General features: G+C 38.7%; 25 protein-coding genes. 20 read left to right on the top strand and 5 right to left on the bottom strand.

Annotated features, from left to right (window positions below):
• Nucleotides 1–42: 42 nt before the first annotated feature.
• The 9 genes from ACFX4N_RS14795 to ACFX4N_RS14755 all read left to right on the top strand — a co-directional run bounded on the left by ACFX4N_RS14795 (nucleotide 43) and on the right by ACFX4N_RS14755 (nucleotide 10,015).
• Entirely contained in the window at nucleotides 43–1,512 is a 1,470-nt protein-coding gene (locus tag ACFX4N_RS14795; RefSeq protein WP_013084690.1) for an NAD(P)/FAD-dependent oxidoreductase, read from the top strand.
• A 533-nt stretch (nucleotides 1,513–2,045) separates the two neighbouring features.
• Nucleotides 2,046–3,281: a dicarboxylate/amino acid:cation symporter gene (locus tag ACFX4N_RS14790; RefSeq protein ID WP_013058732.1), complete on the top strand. Its 1,236-nt coding sequence runs from the start codon at nucleotides 2,046–2,048 to the stop codon at nucleotides 3,279–3,281.
• A 108-nt stretch (nucleotides 3,282–3,389) separates the two neighbouring features.
• Entirely contained in the window at nucleotides 3,390–4,739 is a 1,350-nt protein-coding gene (locus ACFX4N_RS14785; protein WP_029323944.1) for an aspartate aminotransferase family protein, read from the top strand.
• On the top strand, nucleotides 4,740–5,441 hold the full coding sequence (locus tag ACFX4N_RS14780) for a CoA transferase subunit A (RefSeq protein ID WP_013058730.1): 702 nt from the start codon (nucleotides 4,740–4,742) through the stop codon (nucleotides 5,439–5,441).
• Nucleotides 5,426–6,088, top strand: a complete 663-nt coding sequence (locus tag ACFX4N_RS14775) for a 3-oxoacid CoA-transferase subunit B (RefSeq protein ID WP_013058729.1) — start codon at nucleotides 5,426–5,428, stop codon at nucleotides 6,086–6,088. The genes ACFX4N_RS14780 and ACFX4N_RS14775 overlap by 16 nt, the downstream gene beginning before the upstream one ends.
• Before the next feature lie 13 nt (nucleotides 6,089–6,101).
• Nucleotides 6,102–7,367, top strand: coding sequence for a peptidase (locus tag ACFX4N_RS14770; protein ID WP_013058728.1), 1,266 nt, complete (start codon nucleotides 6,102–6,104; stop codon nucleotides 7,365–7,367).
• Between the two features lie 26 nt (nucleotides 7,368–7,393).
• Nucleotides 7,394–8,242, top strand: a complete 849-nt coding sequence (gene ablB / locus ACFX4N_RS14765; protein WP_029323939.1) for a putative beta-lysine N-acetyltransferase — start codon at nucleotides 7,394–7,396, stop codon at nucleotides 8,240–8,242.
• Between the two features lie 67 nt (nucleotides 8,243–8,309).
• Nucleotides 8,310–9,722 carry a lysine 2,3-aminomutase gene (kamA, locus tag ACFX4N_RS14760; protein ID WP_013058726.1) on the top strand — a complete coding sequence of 471 codons (1,413 nt, stop codon included), beginning with the start codon at nucleotides 8,310–8,312 and terminating at the stop codon, nucleotides 9,720–9,722.
• A gap of 14 nt (nucleotides 9,723–9,736) precedes the next feature.
• Nucleotides 9,737–10,015: a YokU family protein gene (locus tag ACFX4N_RS14755; RefSeq protein ID WP_013058725.1), complete on the top strand. Its 279-nt coding sequence runs from the start codon at nucleotides 9,737–9,739 to the stop codon at nucleotides 10,013–10,015.
• Between the two features lie 35 nt (nucleotides 10,016–10,050).
• On the opposite strand, the gene dat is transcribed toward ACFX4N_RS14755, so the two are convergent.
• Both dat and ACFX4N_RS14745 read right to left on the bottom strand, forming a co-directional pair.
• Complete coding sequence (dat, locus tag ACFX4N_RS14750) at nucleotides 10,051–10,896, bottom strand: D-amino-acid transaminase (RefSeq protein ID WP_013084681.1); 846 nt, start codon at nucleotides 10,894–10,896, stop codon at nucleotides 10,051–10,053.
• Between the two features lie 121 nt (nucleotides 10,897–11,017).
• Nucleotides 11,018–12,055, bottom strand: coding sequence for an acyltransferase family protein (locus ACFX4N_RS14745; RefSeq protein WP_013058723.1), 1,038 nt, complete (start codon nucleotides 12,053–12,055; stop codon nucleotides 11,018–11,020).
• Nucleotides 12,056–12,463: 408 nt separating this feature from the next.
• Between ACFX4N_RS14745 and ACFX4N_RS14740 the strand changes: the two genes are divergently transcribed.
• The 3 genes from ACFX4N_RS14740 (at nucleotide 12,464) to ACFX4N_RS14730 (ending at nucleotide 14,004) form a co-directional block, all read left to right on the top strand.
• The gene (locus tag ACFX4N_RS14740; RefSeq protein ID WP_029323935.1) at nucleotides 12,464–12,679 is read left to right on the top strand and encodes a YozE family protein; all 216 of its coding nucleotides are present in this window, start codon (nucleotides 12,464–12,466) and stop codon (nucleotides 12,677–12,679) included.
• 202 nt (nucleotides 12,680–12,881) lie between these two features.
• Nucleotides 12,882–13,568: a hypothetical protein gene (locus ACFX4N_RS14735; protein ID WP_013058721.1), complete on the top strand. Its 687-nt coding sequence runs from the start codon at nucleotides 12,882–12,884 to the stop codon at nucleotides 13,566–13,568.
• Nucleotides 13,569–13,833: 265 nt separating this feature from the next.
• Complete coding sequence (locus ACFX4N_RS14730) at nucleotides 13,834–14,004, top strand: YozD family protein (RefSeq protein WP_013058720.1); 171 nt, start codon at nucleotides 13,834–13,836, stop codon at nucleotides 14,002–14,004.
• A gap of 58 nt (nucleotides 14,005–14,062) precedes the next feature.
• On the opposite strand, the gene ACFX4N_RS14725 is transcribed toward ACFX4N_RS14730, so the two are convergent.
• Nucleotides 14,063–15,124 (bottom strand): DUF2515 family protein, encoded by a 1,062-nt coding sequence (locus ACFX4N_RS14725; protein WP_013058719.1) that lies wholly within the window; start codon nucleotides 15,122–15,124, stop codon nucleotides 14,063–14,065.
• 117 nt (nucleotides 15,125–15,241) lie between these two features.
• Between ACFX4N_RS14725 and ACFX4N_RS14720 the strand changes: the two genes are divergently transcribed.
• From ACFX4N_RS14720 to ACFX4N_RS14700, 5 genes are all read left to right on the top strand, one after another.
• Nucleotides 15,242–15,496, top strand: a complete 255-nt coding sequence (locus ACFX4N_RS14720; protein ID WP_078082119.1) for a hypothetical protein — start codon at nucleotides 15,242–15,244, stop codon at nucleotides 15,494–15,496.
• Nucleotides 15,497–15,499: 3 nt separating this feature from the next.
• Complete coding sequence (locus ACFX4N_RS14715) at nucleotides 15,500–16,336, top strand: serine/threonine protein kinase (RefSeq protein ID WP_013058717.1); 837 nt, start codon at nucleotides 15,500–15,502, stop codon at nucleotides 16,334–16,336.
• Nucleotides 16,323–17,093: a sporulation protein gene (locus tag ACFX4N_RS14710; protein WP_029323933.1), complete on the top strand. Its 771-nt coding sequence runs from the start codon at nucleotides 16,323–16,325 to the stop codon at nucleotides 17,091–17,093. The genes ACFX4N_RS14715 and ACFX4N_RS14710 overlap by 14 nt, the downstream gene beginning before the upstream one ends.
• 235 nt (nucleotides 17,094–17,328) lie before the next feature.
• Nucleotides 17,329–17,955 carry a phosphatase PAP2 family protein gene (locus ACFX4N_RS14705; RefSeq protein WP_013058714.1) on the top strand — a complete coding sequence of 209 codons (627 nt, stop codon included), beginning with the start codon at nucleotides 17,329–17,331 and terminating at the stop codon, nucleotides 17,953–17,955.
• A 246-nt stretch (nucleotides 17,956–18,201) separates the two neighbouring features.
• The gene (locus ACFX4N_RS14700) at nucleotides 18,202–18,525 is read left to right on the top strand and encodes a hypothetical protein (RefSeq protein ID WP_013058713.1); all 324 of its coding nucleotides are present in this window, start codon (nucleotides 18,202–18,204) and stop codon (nucleotides 18,523–18,525) included.
• 51 nt (nucleotides 18,526–18,576) lie between these two features.
• Here ACFX4N_RS14700 and ACFX4N_RS14695 read toward each other — a convergent pair whose 3' ends face one another.
• On the bottom strand, nucleotides 18,577–18,729 hold the full coding sequence (locus ACFX4N_RS14695) for a hypothetical protein (protein ID WP_013058712.1): 153 nt from the start codon (nucleotides 18,727–18,729) through the stop codon (nucleotides 18,577–18,579).
• A 194-nt stretch (nucleotides 18,730–18,923) separates the two neighbouring features.
• Here ACFX4N_RS14695 and deoD point away from each other — a divergent pair, with 194 nt between their 5' ends.
• Nucleotides 18,924–19,628, top strand: coding sequence for a purine-nucleoside phosphorylase (gene deoD / locus ACFX4N_RS14690; protein ID WP_013058711.1), 705 nt, complete (start codon nucleotides 18,924–18,926; stop codon nucleotides 19,626–19,628).
• Nucleotides 19,629–19,847: 219 nt separating this feature from the next.
• A complete protein-coding gene (locus ACFX4N_RS14685) occupies nucleotides 19,848–21,296 on the top strand; it encodes a SulP family inorganic anion transporter (protein ID WP_013058710.1) in 1,449 nt (482 codons plus the stop codon).
• A gap of 243 nt (nucleotides 21,297–21,539) precedes the next feature.
• Here the strand turns inward: ACFX4N_RS14685 and ACFX4N_RS14680 are convergent, their stop codons facing one another.
• Nucleotides 21,540–22,706, bottom strand: coding sequence for an FtsW/RodA/SpoVE family cell cycle protein (locus ACFX4N_RS14680; protein ID WP_029323930.1), 1,167 nt, complete (start codon nucleotides 22,704–22,706; stop codon nucleotides 21,540–21,542).
• 689 nt (nucleotides 22,707–23,395) lie between these two features.
• On the opposite strand from ACFX4N_RS14680, the gene ACFX4N_RS14675 reads away from it, so the two are divergent.
• Nucleotides 23,396–23,941, top strand: coding sequence for a hypothetical protein (locus ACFX4N_RS14675; protein ID WP_013058708.1), 546 nt, complete (start codon nucleotides 23,396–23,398; stop codon nucleotides 23,939–23,941).
• Nucleotides 23,942–24,084: the final 143 nt, after the last annotated feature.

Raw genomic sequence — 24,084 nt, 5'->3', positions numbered from 1 at the left:
TTATCTTTTACCCAAAGAAAAAAGATGATGGGAGAATGTACAATGAACTCAAATTATGATGTTATTGTGGTAGGGGCAGGACCCGCTGGGATTTTTACTTGCTATGAGTTAACGTTAAAATTACCGGAAGCAACTATTTTATTAATCGATAAAGGACACGATATCTATCGACGTAATTGTCCGATTCTTCAGAAAAAAATTGAAAAATGTCCGCCTGCGGTTGGCAAAAAAGAGTTTGCTGGCTGTTTGCCTGCTTGTTCTATCACAAATGGTTTCGGTGGAGCCGGCGCATATTCAGACGGGAAGTTTAATATCACCAGTGAATTTGGAGGCTGGATGACGGATTATCTGTCTGAATCACAGGTGGTAGATTTAATTAAATATGTGGATGAAATTAATTTAAAACACGGAGCAACCGATACAATTACGGATCCGTTAACTGATAAAGTTCGTGAAATTGAAAAACGCGGATACGCAGCAGGATTAAAGCTATTACGTGCCCAGGTGCGTCATTTAGGAACAGAGCAAAATTTAGAAATTTTAAAAAGCATTTATGAATACTTAAAAGAAAAAATTGATATGCAGTATAAAACGGAAGTAGCCGATTTAATAACAGAAAAAGAAGATGGTCAGCATATCGTGCGCGGTATCGAATTGAAGAATGGTGAAAGAATTACAGCTGATAAAGTGGTTGTTTCACCAGGTCGAGACGGCTCGAAGTGGATGAGTGACTTACTAAAAAAACGTCGTTTAAAAATGATTAACAATCAAGTGGACATCGGCGTTCGAGTCGAAACATCCAACGTTGTTATGGAAGAAATCAACAAGCACTTGTACGAAGGGAAATTCATTTACAATACGTCTGTAGGTACAAGAGTCAGAACGTTCTGCAGCAATCCTTCAGGACATGTGGTAGTAGAGAATCATTCAGGTATTATGTTAGCAAATGGACACGCATACAAAGATCCGAAGCTTGGAAGTCAAAATACGAACTTTGCGCTGCTTGTTTCCCATAAATTTTCGGATCCATTTGATCAGCCGAATGAATATGCGCACGAAGTATCAAGGTTAGCTAATATGCTGTCAAACGGGGGTTTAGTTGTTCAAAAGTATGGAGATATTTTAAAGGGCCGTCGTTCAACAGCGACTCGAATTAAAGAAGGCTTTTTAGAACCAACGTTAAAAGAAGCTGTACCTGGTGACTTGGGCTTAGTGCTTCCTTACAATACGATGAAAAGCTTAATTGAAATGACAGAAGCACTGGATCACGTAACGCCTGGATTAGCATCTGAACATACGCTATTTTACGGTGTGGAAGCGAAATTTTACTCCGCCCGTCCGAAGTTAAACGATAAGTTTGAAACTGAAATTTCTGGTTTATACGTGGGAGGAGACGGAGCTGGTATTACGCGAGGGCTCGCGCAGGCAAGTGCGTGCGGTGTGTGGGTAGCGCGTGACATTGTTGAAAAATTAAAGAATCGCAAAGCAAGTTCTGAACCTGTTACTGTATAAAAAAAAAGAGGCCGTCACGGCCTCTTTTTTTTTATGTGTTAAATAACGAGAGCGAATAAGTAAAAAGTAAAGAACTTGTACCGCTCCAACTCCGATAGTTTTATATGATAATTACCCGCTCCTTTTTTAAAAGATATTACGGAATCCATACTTCTATCGTGAGCAGAATTAAATAGAATAAGGCGAATTGATAATGTCCATTTCTTTCCATCAATAAATTCAGTGAAATTTTAAGAGGGTTATATCAAGCAGTACAATAAGGATAAAATCAACAGCTGGAAAGAGTTATTTTTTGATGAGTAAAATATTTATGAAAGCAGTAAAGTACGCGGTTATTAGAATAATTATTCATATTTATGAATGGTGGTTTATGAAACCACGATATTCTCATGGTTTTTTATATAGCTGAAAAATATTAATCTGAAAATTTTTAATATATTGTATATTTTGAGTGTTACCGTTCTCAATGCATGGTAAAATAAGTATGGTAGTTAGAATCATTCTAATATAATTTATTTACGGCAGGTAAATCTATGAAGCTATCGACAAAGATCATTATCGCGCTAATTGCTGGTGCTGTTGTAGGAGTGTTGATTAATGCTTTTGCTCCAAGTGCTTTTGCTCCGCTGGACAAGTACTTGTTTACACCGCTTGGCCAAATTTTCTTAAGCTTAATTAAAATGCTTGTTGTACCAATTGTGTTTTTCTCTATCACGTTAGGCGTAGCAGGTTTAGGAGATCCTAAAAAACTAGGAAGAATCGGGGCTAAAACAGTTTCCTACTTCCTAGTTACAACAACCATTGCTATTATTATTGGTTTAATTTTAGCGTATGCAATTAAACCGGGTACGTTTGGATCTTTTGATACAAAAAACGCTTCTTTTGAAGCCGAAAAAGCACCGCCGGTTGGAGAGACATTCTTAAATATGATTCCAGTCAACCCAATTCAAGCGATGGCTGAAGGGAATATGCTTCAACTTATCGTTTTCTCTATCTTTATCGGTTTTGGTATTACGATGCTTGGAAGTAAAACAAAAGGGCTTTACAATTTACTCGAGCAAGGCAATGAATTGATGATGTATCTTGTAAATCTAGTGATGAAGTTTGCTCCTTACGGAACATTTGGGCTTCTTGCAACCGCGGTTGGAAGTCAAGGCTGGGAGGCAATTAAAGCGATGGGGCTGTACATGATTGTAGTCGTGCTCGCGCTGTTTATCCATTCGATCGTAACATATGGGGGATCAGTCGCGCTTATGGCCAGACGTAACCCTATTGAATTTTTTAAAGGTTTTGCTCCTGCGATGACAGTTGGATTCAGTACATCAAGCAGTAATGCAACGCTTCCGATTTCAATGAATGTGGCTCAAAAAAATCTTCGTGTCCCGGAGTCCATCAGCAGTTTTGTTCAGCCGTTAGGTGCTACCATTAACATGGATGGAACGGCAATTATGCAAGGTGTAGCGACTATTTTTATTGCACAAGTATACGGCGTTGACCTGTCGCTAGGTGCTCTTGTGACGGTTGTATTGACAGCGGTGCTTGCTAGTATTGGTACAGCAGGTGTGCCGGGAGTTGGTCTCATTATGCTAGCAATGGTACTGAGTTCGGTTGGACTGCCTGTAGCAGGTATCGGATTAATTATTGGAATTGATCGCTTGCTTGATATGCTTCGTACATCTGTAAATATTACGGGAGACGCTGCGTGTGCCGTTATTGTGGCTGAGTCAGAAGCAAAGCGTATCGATAAATCTGTAACGCAATCAGCTTAATAAGCGCAAAAGCTCTAGCTATATGCTAGGGCTTTTTTTATTGGCAAGAAACTCTTCGTTTCAGCATACAGTTTAATAAGAGTGTATGTTTGAAAGGAGAGTGCGGAAATGAATAAAACTCATGTAATAAAGCCGCTGCTCGACGATGACTACCCAGTTATTTCATATGGAAAAGGAATTTATTTGTACGACCAAGATGGAAAAAGGTACATAGATGCTTCGTCGGGGGCAGTTACAGCAAGTATCGGACACGGCGTAAAAGAAATTATTGATGCGATGACCGATCAGGCACAGAAAGTTGCGTTTGTATATCGGTCGCAGTTTACAAGTGACTCAACAGAAGCCTTAGCTAAGAAACTATGTGAATTAAGCAGCAATCATTTCCAGTGGAGTTTTTTTGTTAACAGCGGGACAGAAGCGACTGAAACGGCTATGAAAACGGCAATTCAGCATTTTCAAGAGCAAGGAAAGCCAACCAAAACAAAGGTTTTGTCACGCTGGATGAGCTATCACGGTATTACAATAGGAGCTCTGTCTATGTCAGGGCACGTTGGAAGACGAAAACGCTTCTCATCTTTGCTTGAAGATTATCCTTCGGTTTCACCTCCTTATTGCTATCGATGTCCGTTTCATCAAACCTATCCATCCTGTAATCTTGCTTGTGCACACGAATTGGAAACAGTTATCAAACGAACTGGCCCTGAACATATTGCTGGTTTTATTACAGAGCCCATTGTAGGAGCAGCCGGAGCAGCGCTTACACCTCCTCCCGGTTATTATGAAGTGATAAGAGAAATTTGTGATAAATATGATGTGTTATGGATTGCGGATGAAGTCATGACTGGGGTTGGGCGTACAGGCGTGATGTTTGCGTATGAGCACTGGGGAGTTAAACCAGACATCATGACGCTTGGAAAAGGAGTGGGAGCAGGATATACACCAATAGCCGTTACGTTGGCTAGCAGCAAAACGATTGAACCTATTATGAACGGATCCAAATTAATTATGAGCGGACATACGCTAAGCGCTAATCCGCTGTCATCGGCTGTAGGGCTAGCTGTTTTAACCTATATTGAAAAGCATGATCTCGTTCAAGAAGCAGCGCTGAAAGGAGACTACTTAGTAGAAAAATTGAAGAAGCTTCAGCTTCTTTATCCTATCATTGGTGATATACGCGGCAAAGGCTTACTAATTGGTCTTGAGCTTGTGCAAAATCCAAAAACGAAGGAGCCTTTTTCATCCTCGGAAAATATGACGGCACGCCTAATAAGTAAAGCCCAAAAAAATGGTCTTCTTCTTTACCCTTCACAAGCAGGAACAGACGGAGTCGAAGGAGACGGCATTATTATTGCCCCACCATTTACAATTACTCATCGTCAGCTTGATGAAACGGTCGATCTGCTTTCAAAAACATTGCATGAAGTACAAAATGAAAAACAGAGAAATGAGGTGAAATAAGTGACAAAGGTCGAAAACTCATTTCAAAAGATTACAACTGTGGAACAAGCGATTGGATATGTCGATCATGCTGCTACGCTAATGATAGGAGGGTTTGGAGGAGTAGGCAGCCCGCCTTCTCTCATTGACGGTCTGATTGAAAGCGGAAAATCAAATTTTACATTGATATGTAATGATTCAGGCTTTCCTCATATTGGCGCCGGAAAATTGGTAAGCCAAGGAAAAATTCAAAAGCTGATCGCTTCTCATATTGGGTCGAACCCAGTGGCTGGGACGCTCATGACAGAAGAAAAGCTAAAAGTTGAGTTTTCTCCTCAAGGAACGCTTGCTGAACGTATTCGAGCGGGAGGAGTTGGACTTGGAGGAATACTGGTTGATGTAGGAATAGAAAATGACATTATTCAATTTGGAAAAGAAAAAGTAGAAGTAGACGGCAAGACATTTTTAGTGGAAAAGCCGCTCACAGCCGACGTTGCTTTTGTGTATGCAAAAAAAGCCGATCCATTCGGCAACTTGCTTTATGATAAAAGCGCTCGAAACACTAATCCGTTAATGGCAATGGCAGGTCGTATAACTATCGCTGAAGTGGATGAAATTGTTCCTCTTGGCGACATTGACCCAGAGAACGTGATGACGTCAGGTGTATTTGTGGATTATATTGTTCCTTCAAAAGGAGTGAATTGGAAATGGGTTTGGGAATAGATATGCGTCATCGTATTGCAAAACGTGCTGCGGCTGAAATCAAAAACGGCATGATTGTTAATTTAGGGATTGGCATTCCTTCTCTTATTCCTAATTATGTACCAAGTACTGTTCATGTGATGTTTCATGCTGAAAACGGAATTTTAGGGTTAGGATCTTCGCCTCCTTTAGGTGAAGAAGATGAGAATGTCTGCAATGCAGCAGGCTATCCAACAACTACCGTTCAAGGGGCTTCATACTGTGACAGTGCTACAGCCTTCGCGATGATTCGAAAAGGGTACGTCGATATGACCATTCTTGGTGCGTTAGAAGTGAGTGAAAAAGGGGATTTAGCTAATTGGATTGTGCCAGGTAAGCGAGTTCCTGGGATGGGAGGAGCGATGGAATTAGCTCAAAAAGCGAAAAAAGTCATTGTGCTAATGAATCATACGAGCAAGACAGGAGAACCGAAGCTGGTTAAGACGTGCTCTTTACCTCTGACTGCTTCGGGCTGCGTGGGATTAGTTATTACAGATCGGGCGGTTTTTAAAGTGGAAAAAGATGCGCTTCTTCTAACAGAGTTAATGTCTCCTTATACCGTAGAGGATATTTTGAGTTCAACAGAAGCGACAGTTCGCCTGAGTGATCAATTGATTACGATACCATAAGGAGGACCATTACATGAACATACAGCAATCTATTCATAACTGGATGACAGAGCATCGTCAAAGTGCAGTGCGTTTACTCAAGCGTTTCGTAGAAGAAGCAAGCGTACAAGGTTCTGAAAAGCATGCGCAGGCAATTGTCATTGAACGCCTTCGACAGTTGCAGTTAGATATTGATATATGGGAACCGGACGAAAAAATACTTCGTAGCCATGAAGCTTTTGCCTCCAACCGTTCTACTTTTCGAGACAGTCCGAATGTGGTAGGCGTGTTAAAAGGGAAAGGCGGAGGGAAATCCATCATTTTGAATGGGCACATTGATGTAGTGCCACCCGGAGATCTTTCACAGTGGACGGAAGACCCTTATACGGCTGTTGTAAAAGATGGAAACTTATATGGGCGCGGAGCAACGGATATGAAAGGAGGAAATGTGTCGTTACTTTTAGCTATTCAAGCGTTGAAAGAGCTAGATATTTCACTAAAAGGAGATGTTATTTTTCAAAGCGTAGTAGAAGAGGAAAGCGGAGGTGCAGGAACACTTTCCTGCGTACTTAGAGGGTATAAAGCAGATGGTGCCATTATTCCGGAACCAACCAACATGAAGATCTTTCCTAAGCAGCAAGGCTCCATGTGGTTTCGAGTGACCGTGCATGGAGTAGCAGCACATGGAGGGACTCGGTATGAAGGCGTGAGTGCGATTGAAAAAGCGGCTGTTGTGCTTAAACATATTGAGGGTCTTGAAAAAGAGAGAAACAGTCGAATTACAGATCCGCTCTATAATAAAATTCCCATTCCCGTGCCGATTAATATCGGAAATATACAAGGAGGAACGTGGCCTTCTTCAGTCGCTGATCAAGTAATATTAGAAGGCAGGATAGGAGTTGCTCCGCATGAAAAAATGAAAAATGTCAGAGCAGAAATGAAAGCCTGGCTTGAACTTTTGCCTCAGTGTGATGAGTGGTTTGCTGAGCATCCTGTCGACCTGGAATGGTTTGGGGCCCACTGGCTTCCCGGTGAAATTGAATTGGAGCATCCGCTTATGACCTCTCTTTCGTCCTCTTTTTATCAAGTGAAACAGAAACAGCCGATCATTGAAGCATCTCCTTGGGGAACGGACGGAGGGATACTGTCACAAGTAGGGGATATTCCAACAGTTGTTTTTGGACCGGGAGTAACAGAAGTGGCCCACTTTCCGAATGAGTATATTTGTATTCAAACGATGCTTGACGCAGCAGAAATTATTGCTCTCACGGTAGCAGACTGGTGCAGTATTGCGGACTAAGCTAAAAAGGGAGAGGATACAAACAAATGGCGAAACAAGAAAATATTTGTCAACCAACCTTTGCTATGACTCTTTTTTTAGATGAATGTAACAAGCGTCTGAGAATAGATGATTACCGGGGAAATATGAACGATATTTACAGCTATATATATAAAGAAGTTGATAAGGCAACGTACGAAAAGTGGATTATAAAAGCACGTGCTGAACATCTGTTGGACTGGATGAGCTTGGGATTTTCTTTAGAAGCAACTGTTCCCTACTATTTTAACGGAAGCGACGCGTATCTTTTATGCTACTATACGTCTCAATCCCGCCGAGACAGCGGGGAGACGTTAAAAGAAACAGAGCTGCTTCAAGATGTTTTGAATTTGCCGACATCTGATTATTCTCCTTTATCAAATCAACTGATCATGCGCCGAGCCATTTCATCTGACGCTAAACAACTTTCTCAGCTCTATCGTCAAATCTTCACAGTGTATCCTACTCCCCTTTACGAAGAAGAGTATCTCTCTAGTTTGCTTCAAGAAGATAGTTTGTTTTATATCATAGTTGACAAGAACGATATCGTTAGCGCTGCTTCTGCTGAAATTGACTATGTTTATCATAATGCTGAACTAACGGATTGTGCGACTCTCCCTGCTTACCGAAAGTATGGATTCATGAAGCATTTATTAAGCGCACTAGAGGCGGAGCTAAAACAGCGGCATATTTTTTGTGCATACACAATAGCGAGAGCGCTTTCATTTGGAATGAATGCCGCTTTTCATCAGCTTGGGTATATCTATACGGGACGATTAACGAATAATTGCTACATTTATAAATCGTTAGAAGATATGAACGTATGGGTGAAGGATCTGTCAAAAAGTAAAGGGTGAGAAATAATTAACCAATTTATGGGCTGTAACATATAACAATAGTAAATCTTCATAAAGGAGCGATTGTATGTTATATGATTTATATAAGCCGTCCCGACATTGGAAAGATATTGAGTTATGGAAAGATGTTCCTGAAGAAAAATGGAATGACTGGATTTGGCAATTAACAAACACAATTCGAACGTTAGATGATTTAAAAAAGGTTATTAACTTAACTCCTGAAGAAGAAGAAGGAGTACGCATTTCAACCAAAACAATTCCGCTCAATATTACGCCTTACTATGCATCTTTAATGAATCCAGATGATCCTCGCTGCCCCGTCCGTATGCAGTCTGTTCCGGTTGGCAAAGAACTTCATAAAACAAAATACGATCTAGAAGATCCCCTAGATGAAGACGAAGATTCTCCCGTGCCAGGGTTGACTCATCGCTATCCTGATCGCGTTTTGTTCTTAGTTACCAATCAATGCTCCATGTACTGCAGATACTGTACTCGAAGAAGGTTTTCAGGACAAATCGGAATGGGCGTTCCAAAAAAGCAGTTAGATGCTGCGATTGCTTATATCGCCAAAACACCCGAAGTACGAGATGTACTCATTTCAGGCGGTGATGGCTTGCTGATTAATGACAACATTTTAGAATATATTTTGAAGAATTTACGAGCTATTCCCCATGTGGAAATTATTCGAATTGGCACAAGAGCACCCGTTGTGTTTCCGCAGCGAATAACGGAAAATTTATGTGCCATTTTAAGAAAATATCATCCAGTATGGTTAAATACTCACTTTAATACATCCATTGAAATTACGGAAGAGACAAAAAAAGCATGTGAAATGCTTGTCGATGCAGGCGTTCCAGTTGGCAATCAAGCCGTTATTTTAGCTGGGATTAATGACAGCGTAGCTATCATGAAAAAGCTTATGCACGACTTAGTGAAAATACGCGTTCGTCCTTACTATATTTATCAATGTGATTTATCAGAAGGAATTGGGCATTTCCGTGCACCTGTTTCCAAAGGGCTTGAAATTATGGAAGGGCTGCGAGGTCACACGTCTGGCTATGCTGTTCCAACGTTTGTTATTGATGCGCCAGGAGGAGGAGGAAAGATTGCGGTTCAGCCAAACTATATTATTAGTCAAAGCGCAAGTAAAGTTGTTCTGCGAAACTTTGAAGGAGTGATTACGACGTATCCGGAGCCAGAAAGCTATGTGCCTGGGGGTGCAGATGATTATTTTCGAGCTGTTTATCCAGCATCGGATACTAAAGATTCTTCCATCGGCATCTCGGGTCTTATGAATGATGCTCAATTCAACCTTGTACCGGAAGGGTTAGGGAGAGTAAAAAGACGTAAAACATATGAAAGTGACAGTGCTCACGAAAGCCTAAAAGACAAACGTGAAAAAAGAGATGAATTAAAAGATAAAAAGTTTAAAGCACAATTGAAAAAAGACGGTAAAAGCGACGATGCTCCATCATCTTAAGGAGGTCCTGTAATATGACTGTTCAATGCGCATGGTGCGAAGAAGAAAAAGCGGTAGAAACAACCAATACCGCATACTGGGAATTGCCAGACGGAACGAGAAGTATTGAAATTACTCATATGCCATGTATCAGCTGTTCAGGTTGCGGGATGTCATATCAAGAAGAAGAGATCATAGAAGAAGTGGAAACACAGCTGCTTCTTGTCGATACAAAAAAACTTGATGAATCCATTCGGTATGATGAGCTATTGAAAGTGCCGAGATTATTAAAGCGCAACTACTTTAAATTCTAAAAAGCCGCCCCTTATTTTGTAAGGGGCGGCTTTGCTTATTGATAAGCCTTTGTTCCAGCAGTGCGCAGGCTGTAGGCGTGTTTTAAAGCCACTGTAACAGGACGGAAAGTTGGAAGTTCGACTTCGTCTATTTTTGAAACGGGCAAGAGACCAACAGATGTGCTCGTAATAAAAACTTCATCAGCGTCTTTTAAAAAGGAAGGAGTCATATTTTGTTCTCGGATTTGAATGGCTTGTTCCTGCGCACATTCGAGTACGTTAGCGCGCGTAATACCGGATAGAATTTTTCTTGTGGCAGGAGTCGTGAACAAGACGTTGTCTTTTATCGCAAATACATTGCTGCTCGACCCTTCGGTTATGTATCCGTCTTTTACTAAAATAGCTTCTTTACATCCTTTAGAAGCCGCAGCTTGTTTGGCCAGAAGGTTAGGAAGTAAGTTCAATGATTTGATATAGCAATTAGCCCATCGCTCGTCTTCCAAAAGAAGCGTAGAAATGCCTTTTTCATAGGCTTCTTCAGGTGTTTGGCGAGGGTGGCGTATTGTGAGTGCTAATTGTGCAGGTACATCGGGAAATAAATGATTTCGAGGAGCAATCCCGCGCGTAACTTGAATATAAATATCAGCGTCTTTTAACGTTGATTTTTCCATTGCTTGGTGAATGATGTCCTTTAGCTCTTGTCTTGAAACCGGCAGTTCGATAAAGATTGCCTTTGCACTTCTTTCTAAGCGGTCTAAGTGACGTTCAATCGAAAACGGAACTCCTTTGTATACGCGAATAAATTCATAAACACCGTCTCCGAACTGGTGACCGCGTTCATCAATTGGAATAACAGCCTCATTAATATCTCTAAACTCTCCAGCATAATATGCTAATTCCATCTTGAAAAACTCCCTTCCTTTAGATATTAAAACGTTAACATAAAATTCAGCAAAATGAAATTATTTACTTGGTTTCTTCGAAGAAAATGAAAAAAGTCATACTCCTTTAGGAGTATGACTTTTATGAAAACGTACGTTTGAATGCTAGTGAAAATTTCTGAATGGCTTTTTTAGGTGTAACAAACTGAACAATGAGCTTGGTACCGGTGATGAACCAATCGACAATACGGCTGCCGAGAAGCATCGTTACTAAAATGGACAGGGCGATTAAGACGATAATACCCCATGATGTTGGCTCTAGACTTTTTGAGAAGTCAGTTGTAAAGAACCATTTTAAAATGAAGCCGTGCAATAAATACACGTATAGGGATCGCTGTCCAATGCTTGTTAAAGCAAAACCGCGCGTTGGAATTAAAGCCATAAAGGCAAAAGATACAAGAAAAGCAATTCCATAGTGAGAAACGCGCATTAAAAATTCGGCCACATTGTCGTACGTGTTCGTTCCATACAGCATATCTGTGTAAGCCGTGTCGTCTAAGAAAGAATAGCTTCCGATTAATGTCACTAGTAATACGATGGATGCAATGATTCGATTTCGCGCTGTCAAAAGATTTGTAAAAGGCTCTTGTCGCTGTGACAAATAGTAGCCTAAAAGGAAAAACGGGAAGAAGACAAACATTCGGCTAATGCTTAGAATTTTATCAAATCCGTCAATATCAATGAAGCCCATTGCAAGTCCAAGCGAAATAGAGACAGTTAAGCTAATCCACATCGGGAATTTCGCAAAGAAAGGAAGCATTAATTTCCAAAAAATTAAGCTCAGTAGAAACCACATTGCCCATCTAGGAACCAAATATTGAAGCGTGTACGTTTCATCTGTATAAAGCACACTATAATAAAGGGTATAGATAGTTTGGAAAGCTAAGTAAGGAAGAGCCACCTTTGTAAATATTTTTTTGTAATAGCCTTTTTTATGAAAATTTTTTGAGAAATAACCTGCTAGTAAAATAAAGACAGGCATATGGAAAATAAAGATAAAGTGATAAATGGACAGCATTCCGCTGCTATCTGTTCGGTACGGAGAAATCATGTGTCCAAATACAACTAAAAAAATTAATACAAATTTAGCATTATCAAAGTAAGCATTTCGAGTATTCATAGTATTATTTTTCCTCAACATATGCTGATGTAAACCTCCCACCAACAAGATTTATTTAAATGGCGATTATTGTTAGAATAACCTTTCACTACGGAATTAAAACATGAATTCTTCTTTTTTGCAATTACATAAAGGCTTGAGAAACCTGTCGAATCAACGCTTTTGTTATAAAAACGATGTGTTTTTGTTACAAATGTCTTTTTGAAAAAAGAAAAATATTGATATAACAATATTTATTCGTTACGCTAATAGTGAAATTTGTTTTGCAACTGTAACATGAATTTAATATTTTTTGTCCGGTAAACCACTTATATTGCAGTGTTCGACATCTACATAACACAGAAGAAAGTTGTAGATTTCTTGAAAAAATGATAGAAAAGATACACATACCGCTGGAGGGGGAGTACGATGAAATCCTTTTATCACTATATAATGAAATTCCGATCAAATAAAAAACATGATCGAATGGGAGAGTTTGCGCGAAGTGCTTATGATGATCACAGCTTCCCGAAATCTTCAACAAATTATGACGAACTGAGTTCTTATTTAGAGCTCAACGGACATTATTTATCAAGTATGACCGTATTTGATGAAGCATGGGAGCTTTATCAAAATAATGCGTGAGAAATAAAAAAGCAGGCTGATGGATATCCATCAGCCTGCTTTTTTATTTTCTTTAGCTCATGCAATAAGCAGGGGTGAAAATGATAGAGGGCAATAGATAATAAAGGCTTGGTTCTAAAGATGTTATACTTCCCCTTTTTTAGTTACTGCATATAATATTGTAACTTTTCAGTAGGTGTATGTTTACTAAGGAGGTGCGACGATGGCAGGGAAGAAAAAACCTAAATACGGAATTGGTGAAACAGTCGTTGTAACAATATACGGGACCGTTGGCACTATAACCGATATAAAAGTAATGGATGGGATTTTTGTATACGAAATCAACCATAGTGAAGGTCTTTTTTTAGAAGATACAATTGAGCTTCTAGAAGAATATGAAGGTCAAATATTAGTACAGGAAAGAGTAGAGCTTGAATATAAATTTTTCTTCGGCGATATCGTCCAGGTTTTTAATTATGGAAAAGAGTTATTTAAAATCATTGGTATTCGAACAGAAATATGGCGTTATAAAGAGGATTCATGGGAAGATATTGTCTATGAATTGTCACGTGTAACAGATGGAGAATGGCTTGAGGCTAGTGAAGAAGAACTCATTCTCGTAACTCCTCATGAGGAAACAGAAAATTATGCTCAAAGTGTTGATATGTTGTATTTAGGTAAAGAAATTAAAAAGACGGAGTTGCTACCAAAGATGAAAAAACAAAACGGTTCTGAAAAAGAAGAAGTGAGGTTAACTAAAGAAAAGCATGAGATTATAAACGGTCTTTTAGATGTGTACAATGATTATAAATTTTTGTATGAGCTTTTTGAAGATGAAGAATACGCTGAAGTCATGAACTTAGTGCTGAAACATTTAAAAAAGATAGCAAAATCCGAACAAGGAAAATAGCAGGTAGATGCCTAATAAATAAAAGATAGCCGAGATAGATCATCACATCTCTCTTAGCTATCTTTTATTGTGTATACGGCGATGGTAATGAAAAAAGAATGGGGATAATTACCTTTCTATTTAAACTGCTGAAATTTTAGACATACTATTGCTGAATTGTTCATAAATGTGTATAAGGTAAAACTTCAAGCAGAAGATGGAGTGAACCTATTTTTAAGAAAAATAAGGTACGCTAATCCGTTCAAACGGGATAAGGAGTGATATTGTGAAAGAAATCGAAGTGGTCATTGATACGGAAGAAATTGCGGAGTTCTTTTACAATGAACTAGTCAAGCGAGGCTATGTTCCCGCTGAAGAAGAGCTAGGCGAATTAGCGGATATAACTTTTGATTATCTCATTGATAAATGTATTATTGATGAGCAAGATGAAGAATAAAAAGATAGATACATCTGTAACGACGGGGAAACTCGTCGTTTTGTTTATGAGACAGCGGCTATGAAAAAGGGTTAGCAGCTTTAATAGCGGATTGCACTTTTATATGATGCTGAATGGGAATTTTTTTAACTGAAGAAGCGGGAATAGACTCAAGGAGAGAAAATATGCTTTCGTCTTCAAACCACTCATCTTTTCTTAAAAAAAGGTGTACGCGGTCTCCCCAGCTCATATTTAAAGTCGGGCTATACAGCTTTTTGGAATGAGTTCGATTCTTTGTAAATATATCCGTATTATAATCGCTTCGAGACCCTGTGTGGGGGTGTTTAAGGCTAAATGTATAGATAGAATCATGCAAGTTTGAATAAAAAAGAAGAACGTATAAAGTTTTTCCCACTTCAATCCGTTTTAAGACAGACTCGAAATGATACACTTTTGTTCCACATAAATCAATGTTATTACCTGAATAATAGGGAAAGACGATTTGAGTCATACCGAGAAAGTTTTGAGTGTGAAACTGCCAAGAGTGAAGAACATCCCGCTGAAACTCTTTTTTAAAGAGAACATTTTTTTCGATATGATACTGTTCGTTCACAATCAGGGCTATTGATAAGAGCGTTTTGTTTCTATGCTGCCAAAAGTCATTCCAAACAGTTTTCATAAAAAAAGATATGTGAAAAGCGGGTAGTAAATGAAACAGATTGCTGTTTTGCTCTTTGCTTTTTTCATAGAGTAACAGCTGAGCGTAAGCATCATGAAAAATGGCGGAATTGGAATGTTCTAAAAACAAGAAGTACGCGTGCTGTTTTTCTGGAGAAAGCAGGGATTTTATTAAGGTAGTGGAGAGATCTGTCATGTAATAGCCGCCGTTCCGTGAAACCAAGTGTGCTAAAAAAGCCCAGTGAATTTCGGGGTGTTTTTGATAATAGTCTAAATAAGCTTGGGTACGTGTAACATTGTTTTGATTAGCTTTTTTTACTTTTTTTCGAATCTCTTGAATCAATTTTACGTCTTCTCCGATAAAAGACAGCGGGAGGGTAGCAGGAGGTTTGAGCTGCATCATCTGCTGCAGGCGAAGAACATCCTCCAATTTAATGAGAGAATTTGTGTCAGTAGAAGTCATGTTAAGCCTCCTTTGAAACGTTTAACTATATAAAAAAAGGGTAAGGGATTTTTTGAAACCTTTATAACATTTCGTACGTATAAAGGGTAACAAATGTTAAGAAAAGAGGTTTTCTTTATGTTCAGAAAAATTTTTGAATCATTAACTGGATCTAAACATCGACGCTACAGCAGCAGCGATCGACACTATCGACGTCCTCGTCACTACAGCAGCAGTGATCAGCATTACAGACGTCCTCGTCACCATAGCAGCAGTAGCGATTATAAACGAAGCAAATATTATGACAGCCACAGTCATTCAAAATATGGCCACCACCACTACAAGCGCAAACGTAAAAGTGGAAGCTTCTTCTCAAGCTTTTTCTCAAGTTGATTTATGATGAAAAATCGAATGTTCAAACACCTTCATCGCTGGTTAGTTGACCGCCCTTTTAAAAAAGGAAAAGTCATTTGCGGGCGCTATGAAATCATAGATGTACTGGGAATGGGAAGCTATGGTATAACATATGTTGCTAACGATATTGTGCAACAAAAAGAGGTAGTAGTAAAACAGCTCCGTAAAACAAAGCAGCGCACGTCTCAGGGGCTGAAGTCTTATCATTATGAAGCGAAACTGCTGTCTCAATTAAATCATCCTCAAATTCCTTCACTGTATGAAGCTATCGAAACAGATGAAGGCTGTTTCTTAGTGATGGAATTGATTCAAGGGAAAACGTTTGAAGGTTTAATTTTTGAAGAGAAGTGCGTGTATACGGAAGAACAAGCGCTTGACATTTTACTTAATATTCTAGACGTAGTTTCTGCTATTCATGAGCAAGGAATCATTCACCGTGATCTTCGTATTCCAAATATTATTGATGTTAACGGAACCATCTATGTTATTGACTTTGGTCTTGCTAGATTTTTAGGGGACCATGAAGAAACAAGCACCCTTATAGAAGAACAGCAGTTTATGAGACAAACATCCGCTGCAAGCGATATCTATGCACTTGGTCATTTTCTTTTATTTTTATTATACTCTGGTTATGAGCCGACGGAAAAACAAGAAAGAAGCTGGGAACAAGAGCTAAGTTTGTCGACACCTATTAAGATCATCATTCAAAAAATGCTGAGAGCAGATGAATCGTATGAAAGCATTAAAAGTTTACAAAAAGATATTTATGACTATATAAATAGTAAGAACTCAGGGAGGGGAAAGTATGGCGCTATTTAATAAAGCGTTAGCCCGCATTGGAATTGGTGCAGCGCGAGTGGACGCTAAGCTTGTCAATGATGAATTTCGTGCTGGTGAAAAGATTGAAGGGATTGTTGAAGTGTACGGAGGCAATGTTGAGCAGAAAATTGACAGCATCTATCTGCGTCTATTCACAACTTATGTAAAAGAAAGAGACGATAAAAAATACAAGCAGGATATTGAGCTCAATACGTTTAAGATTAACGACCCGTTCACAATTCAACCAGCTGAAACGAAATCTATTCCTTTTACCTTTCAGCTGCCTGATGATACGCCTGTTACATTAGGGAGAACCCGGGTTTGGGTGGCGACGAGCCTCGATATTAAAGATGCCGTTGATCCGTCAGATATTGATCATGTAAAAGTGCTTCCTAACCTTATGGTAACAAGCGCAATTGAAGCTATGGAACAGCTTGGCTTTCGCTTGCGCCAAGTCGAGTGCGAAGAAGCCCCTCGCCGGATGAGAAAAAGACTTCCTTTTGTTCAAGAATTTGAATTTGTTCCAAGCGGTGGATTGTACGCTGGGAAAGTAGATGAAATTGAAATCATCGTACAGCCGAGCGGCTTACATGACTACGATTTATTTATAGAAGTAGATCGACGTGCCAGAGGGTTTGGCGGCTTTCTATCTGAAATGCTGGATGCAGATGAGTCGCTCGTTCATGTTCATGTTTCTGAAAAAGAAATTCCTCAGTTAAAAAATATATTAACCAATATTATTTCACGCTATAGCTAACGTGCATAGCTCTCCTTTATTTTTCGTATATTAAAGACAGTAAAAAGAAAGGAGAGAGGTATATGCCGCAATCAAAGCAAACGAAAAAAATAAATGCAAAAGAGGAATTTTCGGCTGAATTTGTCGTTCATCAAGCTCCTAAGCCGGAAGACTATATTCAGCCAAAACGTGTGAATAAGTAAAGCATGTAGAACGCTACATGCTTTTTCTTTTAATAGGTTGGAGGAAATAAAAAATGGTAAATCGCACTACAAAATATTCTCTATTTATTGTATCGCTTTTAGCTTTCTTTTTACTCATTTTATTTACGTTTAATACACCTTGGGTGAAACAGCTTGACTTTAATGTACTTCATACCATTGAAGGATGGAGGACGGACACGTTAACACCCATCATCATATTTATAACAACCGTAGGATCTTGGTATGTCACTGCGCCAATATGGTTTGCAATTATAGTATTTCTTCTTTATAAACGAAAAGGGTTGCTCGCTTTATATATCACGCTCGTTTTTTGGGGAGTTCGCGCTTTAAATTGGGGATTGAAGGAGATTTTTGCAAGACCAAGACCTGATTGGAGTCAAGTCGTTCCCGCCTCTCACTATAGTTTTCCGAGCGGACATGCCATGAACTCAATGGCGTTTTACAGCGGAGTACTTTTGTTAATATGGATGTATACAAGAAGCAGGGCTGTTAAAACGGCAGCTGCATGCGTAATAGCTATTGTTATTTTATTAATTGGATTTAGCCGTTTGTATTTAGGCGTACACTTTTTAACGGATATACTAGCAGGATATTGTTTAGGACTTGCTTGGTCCTTAGGAGTCTATCTCCTTTCTAAACGCCTATATAACCAAAAATAGGAGCAATGGTTACATTTTTTTCGTTAATATTTCATTTTGTTTAAGTAGGCCTATTGATTCATCCATTCAAAAACAACTAATGATAAAATGGGAAACAAATATTTTATGTACATGTTTAATAAGAAAAAACTAGTAATTTCGACAAAAAACGTTTTGATTCGATAAAGGATTTTCGGATTTTATCACTAATTATATAAGAATACATGACGTAAAAGAGTAAATACTTGCTTTTGGGTGGAGGGAAGAATGTTGAGTGTGTGGACCACAATAAAAAAACAATTTAATATTAGCACAGAATATGATGTAACCATTATGCAAACAGAAGAAAAAGGCGAAAAGCGCGGATATAAGCCTGTCCATCGTCTAACGATTACAGCATTCGATCATCAAGACGCAGCAACACAAGTATTTCAAATGTTTAATATTGCTGATAATTTGCCAAAAGATTGTGATGCGAGGTTTATCAGCACAGGCGATATTTTGTTAATTGATGAAGGTACTCGAGGAAAGTATTACTACAAGTTATGGACAGACGGCTGGCAAAAAGTGAACCGCCTGCACGTACGCTAAACATAAGGTAAAAGCGACCTATCTGGCCGCTTTTTATTTATATGTTGACCCTTAGTAATCACGAGTATGATGGCCAGGGCCATTTTTTCGGTTTGTTGCTGAATATTCATCTCCATGGGCTTCATGTTCTGCTATAATTGCTTCTTTTGGAATATGATTATTCTTTTTAGGCGAATTAATTCGATTGCGATGTTTTTTTCCCATACATATCACCTCAGCTAACGTTAGTAAATCCCTTGCGCTATTAGCGTACCCTTATATAAAAAGACATACTACGCCATTTTTTGGGCTGTATGTCTTTTTATTTTTGACGCATAATGTTAGAAGTAAATAGACAAGCAAGGGATACAATATGGTATAGTGAAAGCGTAAGATTTTTTACATATAGGAGGTACGAAATGAGCGTACATATTGGGGCAAAACAAGGTGATATTGCAGAAACGATTTTACTTCCAGGTGATCCACTTCGTGCAAAATACATTGCAGAAACGTTTTTAGAAGATGTAACTTGCTATAACGAAGTGCGCGGTATGCTTGGATTCACAGGAACATATAAAGGAAAGCGCGTTTCTGTTCAAGGAACAGGAATGGGTGTACCATCAATTGCTATTTATGTAAATGAACTAATGAATGAATATGGTGTTCAAAACCTAATTCGCGTTGGTACATGCGGAGCAATTCAAAAAGATGTAAAAGTACGTGACGTTATTTTAGCCATGTCTTCGTCAAGTGATTCACAAATGAACCGCGTTAAATTTGGTCCTATTGACTATGCACCGACAGCTAACTTTGATTTATTAAAGCGCGCTTACGATGCAGGTGTTGAAAAAGGCCTTCAGTTAAAAGTAGGAAGTGTATTTACATCTGATCAATTTTACAATGAAGACGGCCAGCTAGAAAAATTGGCAGCTCACGGCGTATTGGCAGTTGAAATGGAAACAACGGCTTTGTATACCCTAGCCGCTAAATACGGCCGTAATGCTTTATCGGTTTTAACAGTAAGTGATCACATTTTTACTGGTGAAGAAACAACGTCAGAAGAGCGTCAAACGACGTTTAACGATATGATTGTTGTTGCGCTTGAAGCAGCAATTAATGAATGAACATAATTTCATTTCGTTTATTTGCTGAATGGCAGCGAAATGCTGCGGCGTAACAAATAAAAAGGCGAGAAGCAATCAAGCTTCTCGCCTTTTTATTTGTGAAAATTAATTGTTTCCAAACGGGAAATTGTATGGTACGATTTGATACGTTAAAAACGGCTTTGATTTTCGTGAAAGTCGAAAATTGTATAAAAAATTCATAAGAGGTGATCAACCATCATGATGGCAAGTATTAAACAGCAGTGGTTTTCAAACGTTCGAGCAGATATTTTGTCTGGGATGACAGTTGCTCTTGCGCTTATTCCAGAAGCCCTTGCTTTTTCCATTATCGCCGGTGTCGATCCCATGGTTGGCCTGTATGCATCTTTTTGTATGGCAATTGTGATTGCTTTTACAGGCGGAAGACCAGCTATGATTTCAGCTGCAACAGGAGCAATGTCTTTATTGATGATTGACTTAGTCAAAGATCACGGCATTGAGTATTTATTTGCAGCTACTGTTTTAACCGGAATTATTCAAATTTTACTTGGTGTTTTGAAAGTAGGAAGGTTTTTATCATTTCTTCCTCAAACAGTTATGATTGGATTTGTAAATGCGCTAGGTATTTTAATTTTTACAGCACAGCTTCCCCATTTTCAAGGAGCAAATTGGATGATGTACGCAATGGTAGCCGGAACGCTGCTCATCGTCTATTTGTTTCCGCTCATGACCAAAGCAATACCATCTCCGCTTGTTGCCATTGTCTTGATGACGATTGTAGCGATTGTCTTTCATTTAGATTTAAAAACGGTAGGAGATATGGGGAATATTACGCGTTCGCTTCCGGTTCTTCACTTTCCAAAGGTTGATTTATCAGTGGAGACACTGCTTATCATTTTACCTTATTCGCTTCCTTTAGCGATTGTAGGCCTACTTGAATCTATGCTAACGGCAACGGTGCTGGACGAAATTACAGATACGCCTTCGAATAAAAATAAAGAAGCGCGCGGTCAAGGCATCGCTAATATTGTAACAGGTTTCTTTGGAGGAATGGCTGGCTGTGCCATGATTGGACAATCTATGATTAATGTAAAATCAGGGGGACGTGGAAGGCTATCTACCTTAGTGGCCGGAGTCTTTTTATTGTTCTTAATTATGGTGCTTGGCGATGTTGTTAAACAGATTCCAATGGCTGCTCTTGTAGGCGTTATGTTTATGGTAGCTGCCGGTACATTTGATTGGCAGTCCCTTAAAGACTTAACGAAATATCCACTATCGGATGCCATTGTAATGGTTGTTACGGTGGTTATCGTATTGTTTACACATAACTTAGCATTAGGAGTAATGGTAGGTATTGTTTTAAGTACGATTGTATTTGGCTGGAAGATGGCTAAAATCAAAACAACTTCACAAACAGAAGGCAATATGAAGCAATACAGGGTTTCAGGGCAATTATTTTTTGCTACCATCAGCTTCTTCATGGATGAATTTCAGTATGAAACAGACCCGGATACCATCATTATTGATTTTAGTTCTTCTCATATATGGGATCAATCGGCCGTGATCGGCATCTCAAAAATTATCGATAAATATGAGCGATTGAATAAAAAGGTTATTGTAAAAGGATTAAATGAAGACAGTAAAAAAATTGTAAGGCAAATTGGCATAACGTCGCTGTCGAACAAATAAAAGGTGTGCAGTAGCACACCTTTTTTACTTGTTTCGTTTTAGTAGCTGTATGAGCCAGGTGGAAAAAGAAGTTGTAGATGAGGGTACGGATGTCTGTTTTAACAAAATAGCATAGGCTTTGCGCCGATATTGGTAATCAAGCATGCATATCCACTCCTTTTAAAACAGGATTTGGAAACGTTTTCTTCATTGTAGCATGCTTAATAGGGAGATAAAAGAAAAAAGAGAGACCATCGTCTCTCTTTAATCATTTCCAAACATATAGCGTTTATGATGCCATGAGATTCCAAACATCAGACCCATTGCAAACATGTTCCCCATCAGTGAACTACCTCCATATGAAATAAAAGGAAGTGGAATTCCGGTAATAGGCAAGACTTGAATGGTCATACCGATATTTTGAAATACGTGGAACGTAAGCATTGAAATAACGCCTACACATAAGTAAGAATTGAATTCATTTTTTGTTTCAAGGCCTAGCTTGATCAAGTAATAAACGAGTACGAAGAAAAGACTAATAACAATGCTGGCGCCTATAAAGCCAAACTCTTCTCCAATAACCGCAAAAATAAAGTCGGTCTGTCCCTCTGGCAAATAGACAACTCCATTTCCGATTCCTTTACCGTTTACCATTCCTGATCCAATTGCATCTAACGATTTCTTTAAATGATAGCCCTCTCCCGAACTATATGACTCAGGATCAAGCCAAGAATAAATACGTCCAAATTGGTATTGCTTAACCCCTAGATACTTTTCTAATAGGTTAGGTGCATAAACAACAAGTCCCAAAATGACAGAACCAACCGCCGTAATACCTAAAAATGCAGGCGCGATGATTTTCCAGCTTACGCCTGAAACAAATACAAGTCCGATCGTGATTGCTAAGAACACAAGAGCGGTACCTAAGTCAGGCTGCTGCATAATTAATAATAAAGGTAAAGCAAGTACAGCACCCAGTTTACCAAGCAGTAAAAAGTCTTCTCTTACTGTCCGGATACGATATTTTTCATTGTGTTTAACAATGACCGTACTCAGTGTGATAATCAAAAACACTTTCATAAACTCTGATGGCTGTAACGAAAAGCCGGGAAGTGTGAACCAACTTTTTGCCCCGTTAATTTCTCTGGCAATGCTTGACGGAGCCACTAGTAAAAGAAGTAATAAAAAGTTCCCAAATCCATAAAAAACCCACGTTAGCTTTTGAAGCTGATCGGAGTCAAAACGCATGATAAACCCTATAATCACCATTCCGATTATATAAAACACAACTTGTTGCGCTACGAAGTTCTTATCATACTGCCCAATTTTTTCAGCACTATGGATTGCCACAACGCTTACGCAAAACAATAGGAAGATTAGGAAAGCCAAGTTCCAGTCAAATCTACTAACATTTCTTTGATTTTCACCCATATTATTCACCTGTCACTATTAAATCTCATTCTTTCTTTATGATAAAAGAAAAATGTTGGTTTTTAATGCAAAGTCGATTAATGAAGAGTCGCACTAACCCCACTTTGCAGTTTTTGCTTTGAATATAGACTTGCTAAAAGTAAGAAAAGATATGTCGCAAGCTGCGTTACCATACAGCCTTTTATTATACATGAATTATTCTATAACATAAATAGGAGAAATGATAACAATTTCTTTTTTTCTAAAAACTCTATTTGCAGGGATTTATTCAATTCATCTTCTTTATCTCCTTAAAGGTTAATATGAAAACATATTATAGGAATTCATCTTTTTTTGCACGTGAAAAGATAAAGAAACGTGTATATATATAACGAAAGAAAGGGCAAATAGTTTCATATGAACGACTGAAAAATTCTAAACTGCGAGGACTAAATCTAGCAAGCTATACATATGAATAATAGTAAAGATAAGAGAAAGTGCTCTATACTATCTTTTTCTACATGCAGACATTCAACTTCTTAGCACTCCCACGAGTAAACAGTTGAGACAAGAATACAGTTATATTCTACTTTCTTGCTGATGAACGAATGTATAGAAGGTATACGGATAGATTAACGAATAAGAGACACAGGATATTAGGAAAATAATAGATAGAGATTAATAGAATCATAACGTAGAGAGGTGTGTTTATGATTATAGGGGCAAGTGTGATAGCATTTTTATTATTATGGTGGACAATTTTTTATAGCGGGCGCTACTATCATTATGTTTCAGAGCCTGTTGGCAAAAGAATTTCCCTTCACGTAGGAATACATGTCACCTTAGTGGTTGGAGTGAATGCATGTCTCTGGCTTGAGCAGCCGCTGCTTTTTTCTAGCATTTTAGCAGGGTGTGCAGGACTAGGAGCTGGATGGTTTGTAGGGATTCCTTTTTCGGTAAAAAGTATTTTAAGCGGAATAATGGGGGGCATAGGAACAGGTGTTAGTTTTTATATCTCTATGAGCATGTGGATGGATCAATTTAACTGGCTATCTTTTTTATTGATAGGAACGAGCGTTATTTTTAGCGGAAGCTCGTTATTTCAAGTGTTAAAATCGATTCCGTCATTTGAAAAGGTACTGGTAAAAATGTGGGTTCAACATCCTTTTCTAATAGCTCCTATTTTGATTACCGTATTTTGGCTGTATAATTTTATTGAAAAATATTTCCCGCAAGCAGATCCAACACGCAAGTAGTTTCCGTGTTGGATTTATTATTTCCTCCGGTAAGGCTCCCCTTTGAGCTCATCAAGTTTGACACGTACAATTAGTCTATAGAAGGTAAAAGTAGACATTCACCTATCTTCATTATGATGCATATTGTAACGTAGCAAGCATTA

Origin of the sequence: Priestia sp. YIM B13551, from assembly GCF_042787905.1 — a bacterium.
GTDB lineage: Bacteria > Bacillota > Bacilli > Bacillales > Bacillaceae_H > Priestia.
Note: the sequence above shows the minus strand (reverse complement) of the source record. Positions and strands in the feature narration are given on the sequence as shown.

Bases quoted from the DNA above. Each gene is read 5' to 3' on its own strand.
- ACFX4N_RS14705 (WP_013058714.1), top strand. From the start codon at position 17,329: ATGGTAAATCGCACTACAAAATATTCTCTATTTATTGTATCGCTTTTA.
- ACFX4N_RS14795 (WP_013084690.1), top strand. From the start codon at position 43: ATGAACTCAAATTATGATGTTATTGTGGTAGGGGCAGGACCCGCTGGG.
- ACFX4N_RS14725 (WP_013058719.1), bottom strand. From the start codon at position 15,124: ATGACTTCTACTGACACAAATTCTCTCATTAAATTGGAGGATGTTCTT.
- ACFX4N_RS14735 (WP_013058721.1), top strand. From the start codon at position 12,882: ATGGCAGGGAAGAAAAAACCTAAATACGGAATTGGTGAAACAGTCGTT.
- ACFX4N_RS14675 (WP_013058708.1), top strand. From the start codon at position 23,396: ATGATTATAGGGGCAAGTGTGATAGCATTTTTATTATTATGGTGGACA.
- ACFX4N_RS14770 (WP_013058728.1), top strand. From the start codon at position 6,102: ATGAACATACAGCAATCTATTCATAACTGGATGACAGAGCATCGTCAA.
- ACFX4N_RS14685 (WP_013058710.1), top strand. From the start codon at position 19,848: ATGATGGCAAGTATTAAACAGCAGTGGTTTTCAAACGTTCGAGCAGAT.
- ACFX4N_RS14695 (WP_013058712.1), bottom strand. From the start codon at position 18,729: ATGGGAAAAAAACATCGCAATCGAATTAATTCGCCTAAAAAGAATAAT.
- ACFX4N_RS14680 (WP_029323930.1), bottom strand. From the start codon at position 22,706: ATGGGTGAAAATCAAAGAAATGTTAGTAGATTTGACTGGAACTTGGCT.
- ACFX4N_RS14755 (WP_013058725.1), top strand. From the start codon at position 9,737: ATGACTGTTCAATGCGCATGGTGCGAAGAAGAAAAAGCGGTAGAAACA.
- ACFX4N_RS14740 (WP_029323935.1), top strand. From the start codon at position 12,464: ATGAAATCCTTTTATCACTATATAATGAAATTCCGATCAAATAAAAAA.
- ablB (WP_029323939.1), top strand. From the start codon at position 7,394: ATGGCGAAACAAGAAAATATTTGTCAACCAACCTTTGCTATGACTCTT.
- ACFX4N_RS14700 (WP_013058713.1), top strand. From the start codon at position 18,202: ATGTTGAGTGTGTGGACCACAATAAAAAAACAATTTAATATTAGCACA.
- ACFX4N_RS14775 (WP_013058729.1), top strand. From the start codon at position 5,426: ATGGGTTTGGGAATAGATATGCGTCATCGTATTGCAAAACGTGCTGCG.
- kamA (WP_013058726.1), top strand. From the start codon at position 8,310: ATGTTATATGATTTATATAAGCCGTCCCGACATTGGAAAGATATTGAG.
- dat (WP_013084681.1), bottom strand. From the start codon at position 10,896: ATGGAATTAGCATATTATGCTGGAGAGTTTAGAGATATTAATGAGGCT.
- ACFX4N_RS14745 (WP_013058723.1), bottom strand. From the start codon at position 12,055: ATGAATACTCGAAATGCTTACTTTGATAATGCTAAATTTGTATTAATT.
- ACFX4N_RS14785 (WP_029323944.1), top strand. From the start codon at position 3,390: ATGAATAAAACTCATGTAATAAAGCCGCTGCTCGACGATGACTACCCA.
- ACFX4N_RS14715 (WP_013058717.1), top strand. From the start codon at position 15,500: ATGATGAAAAATCGAATGTTCAAACACCTTCATCGCTGGTTAGTTGAC.
- ACFX4N_RS14710 (WP_029323933.1), top strand. From the start codon at position 16,323: ATGGCGCTATTTAATAAAGCGTTAGCCCGCATTGGAATTGGTGCAGCG.
- ACFX4N_RS14790 (WP_013058732.1), top strand. From the start codon at position 2,046: ATGAAGCTATCGACAAAGATCATTATCGCGCTAATTGCTGGTGCTGTT.
- deoD (WP_013058711.1), top strand. From the start codon at position 18,924: ATGAGCGTACATATTGGGGCAAAACAAGGTGATATTGCAGAAACGATT.
- ACFX4N_RS14720 (WP_078082119.1), top strand. From the start codon at position 15,242: ATGTTCAGAAAAATTTTTGAATCATTAACTGGATCTAAACATCGACGC.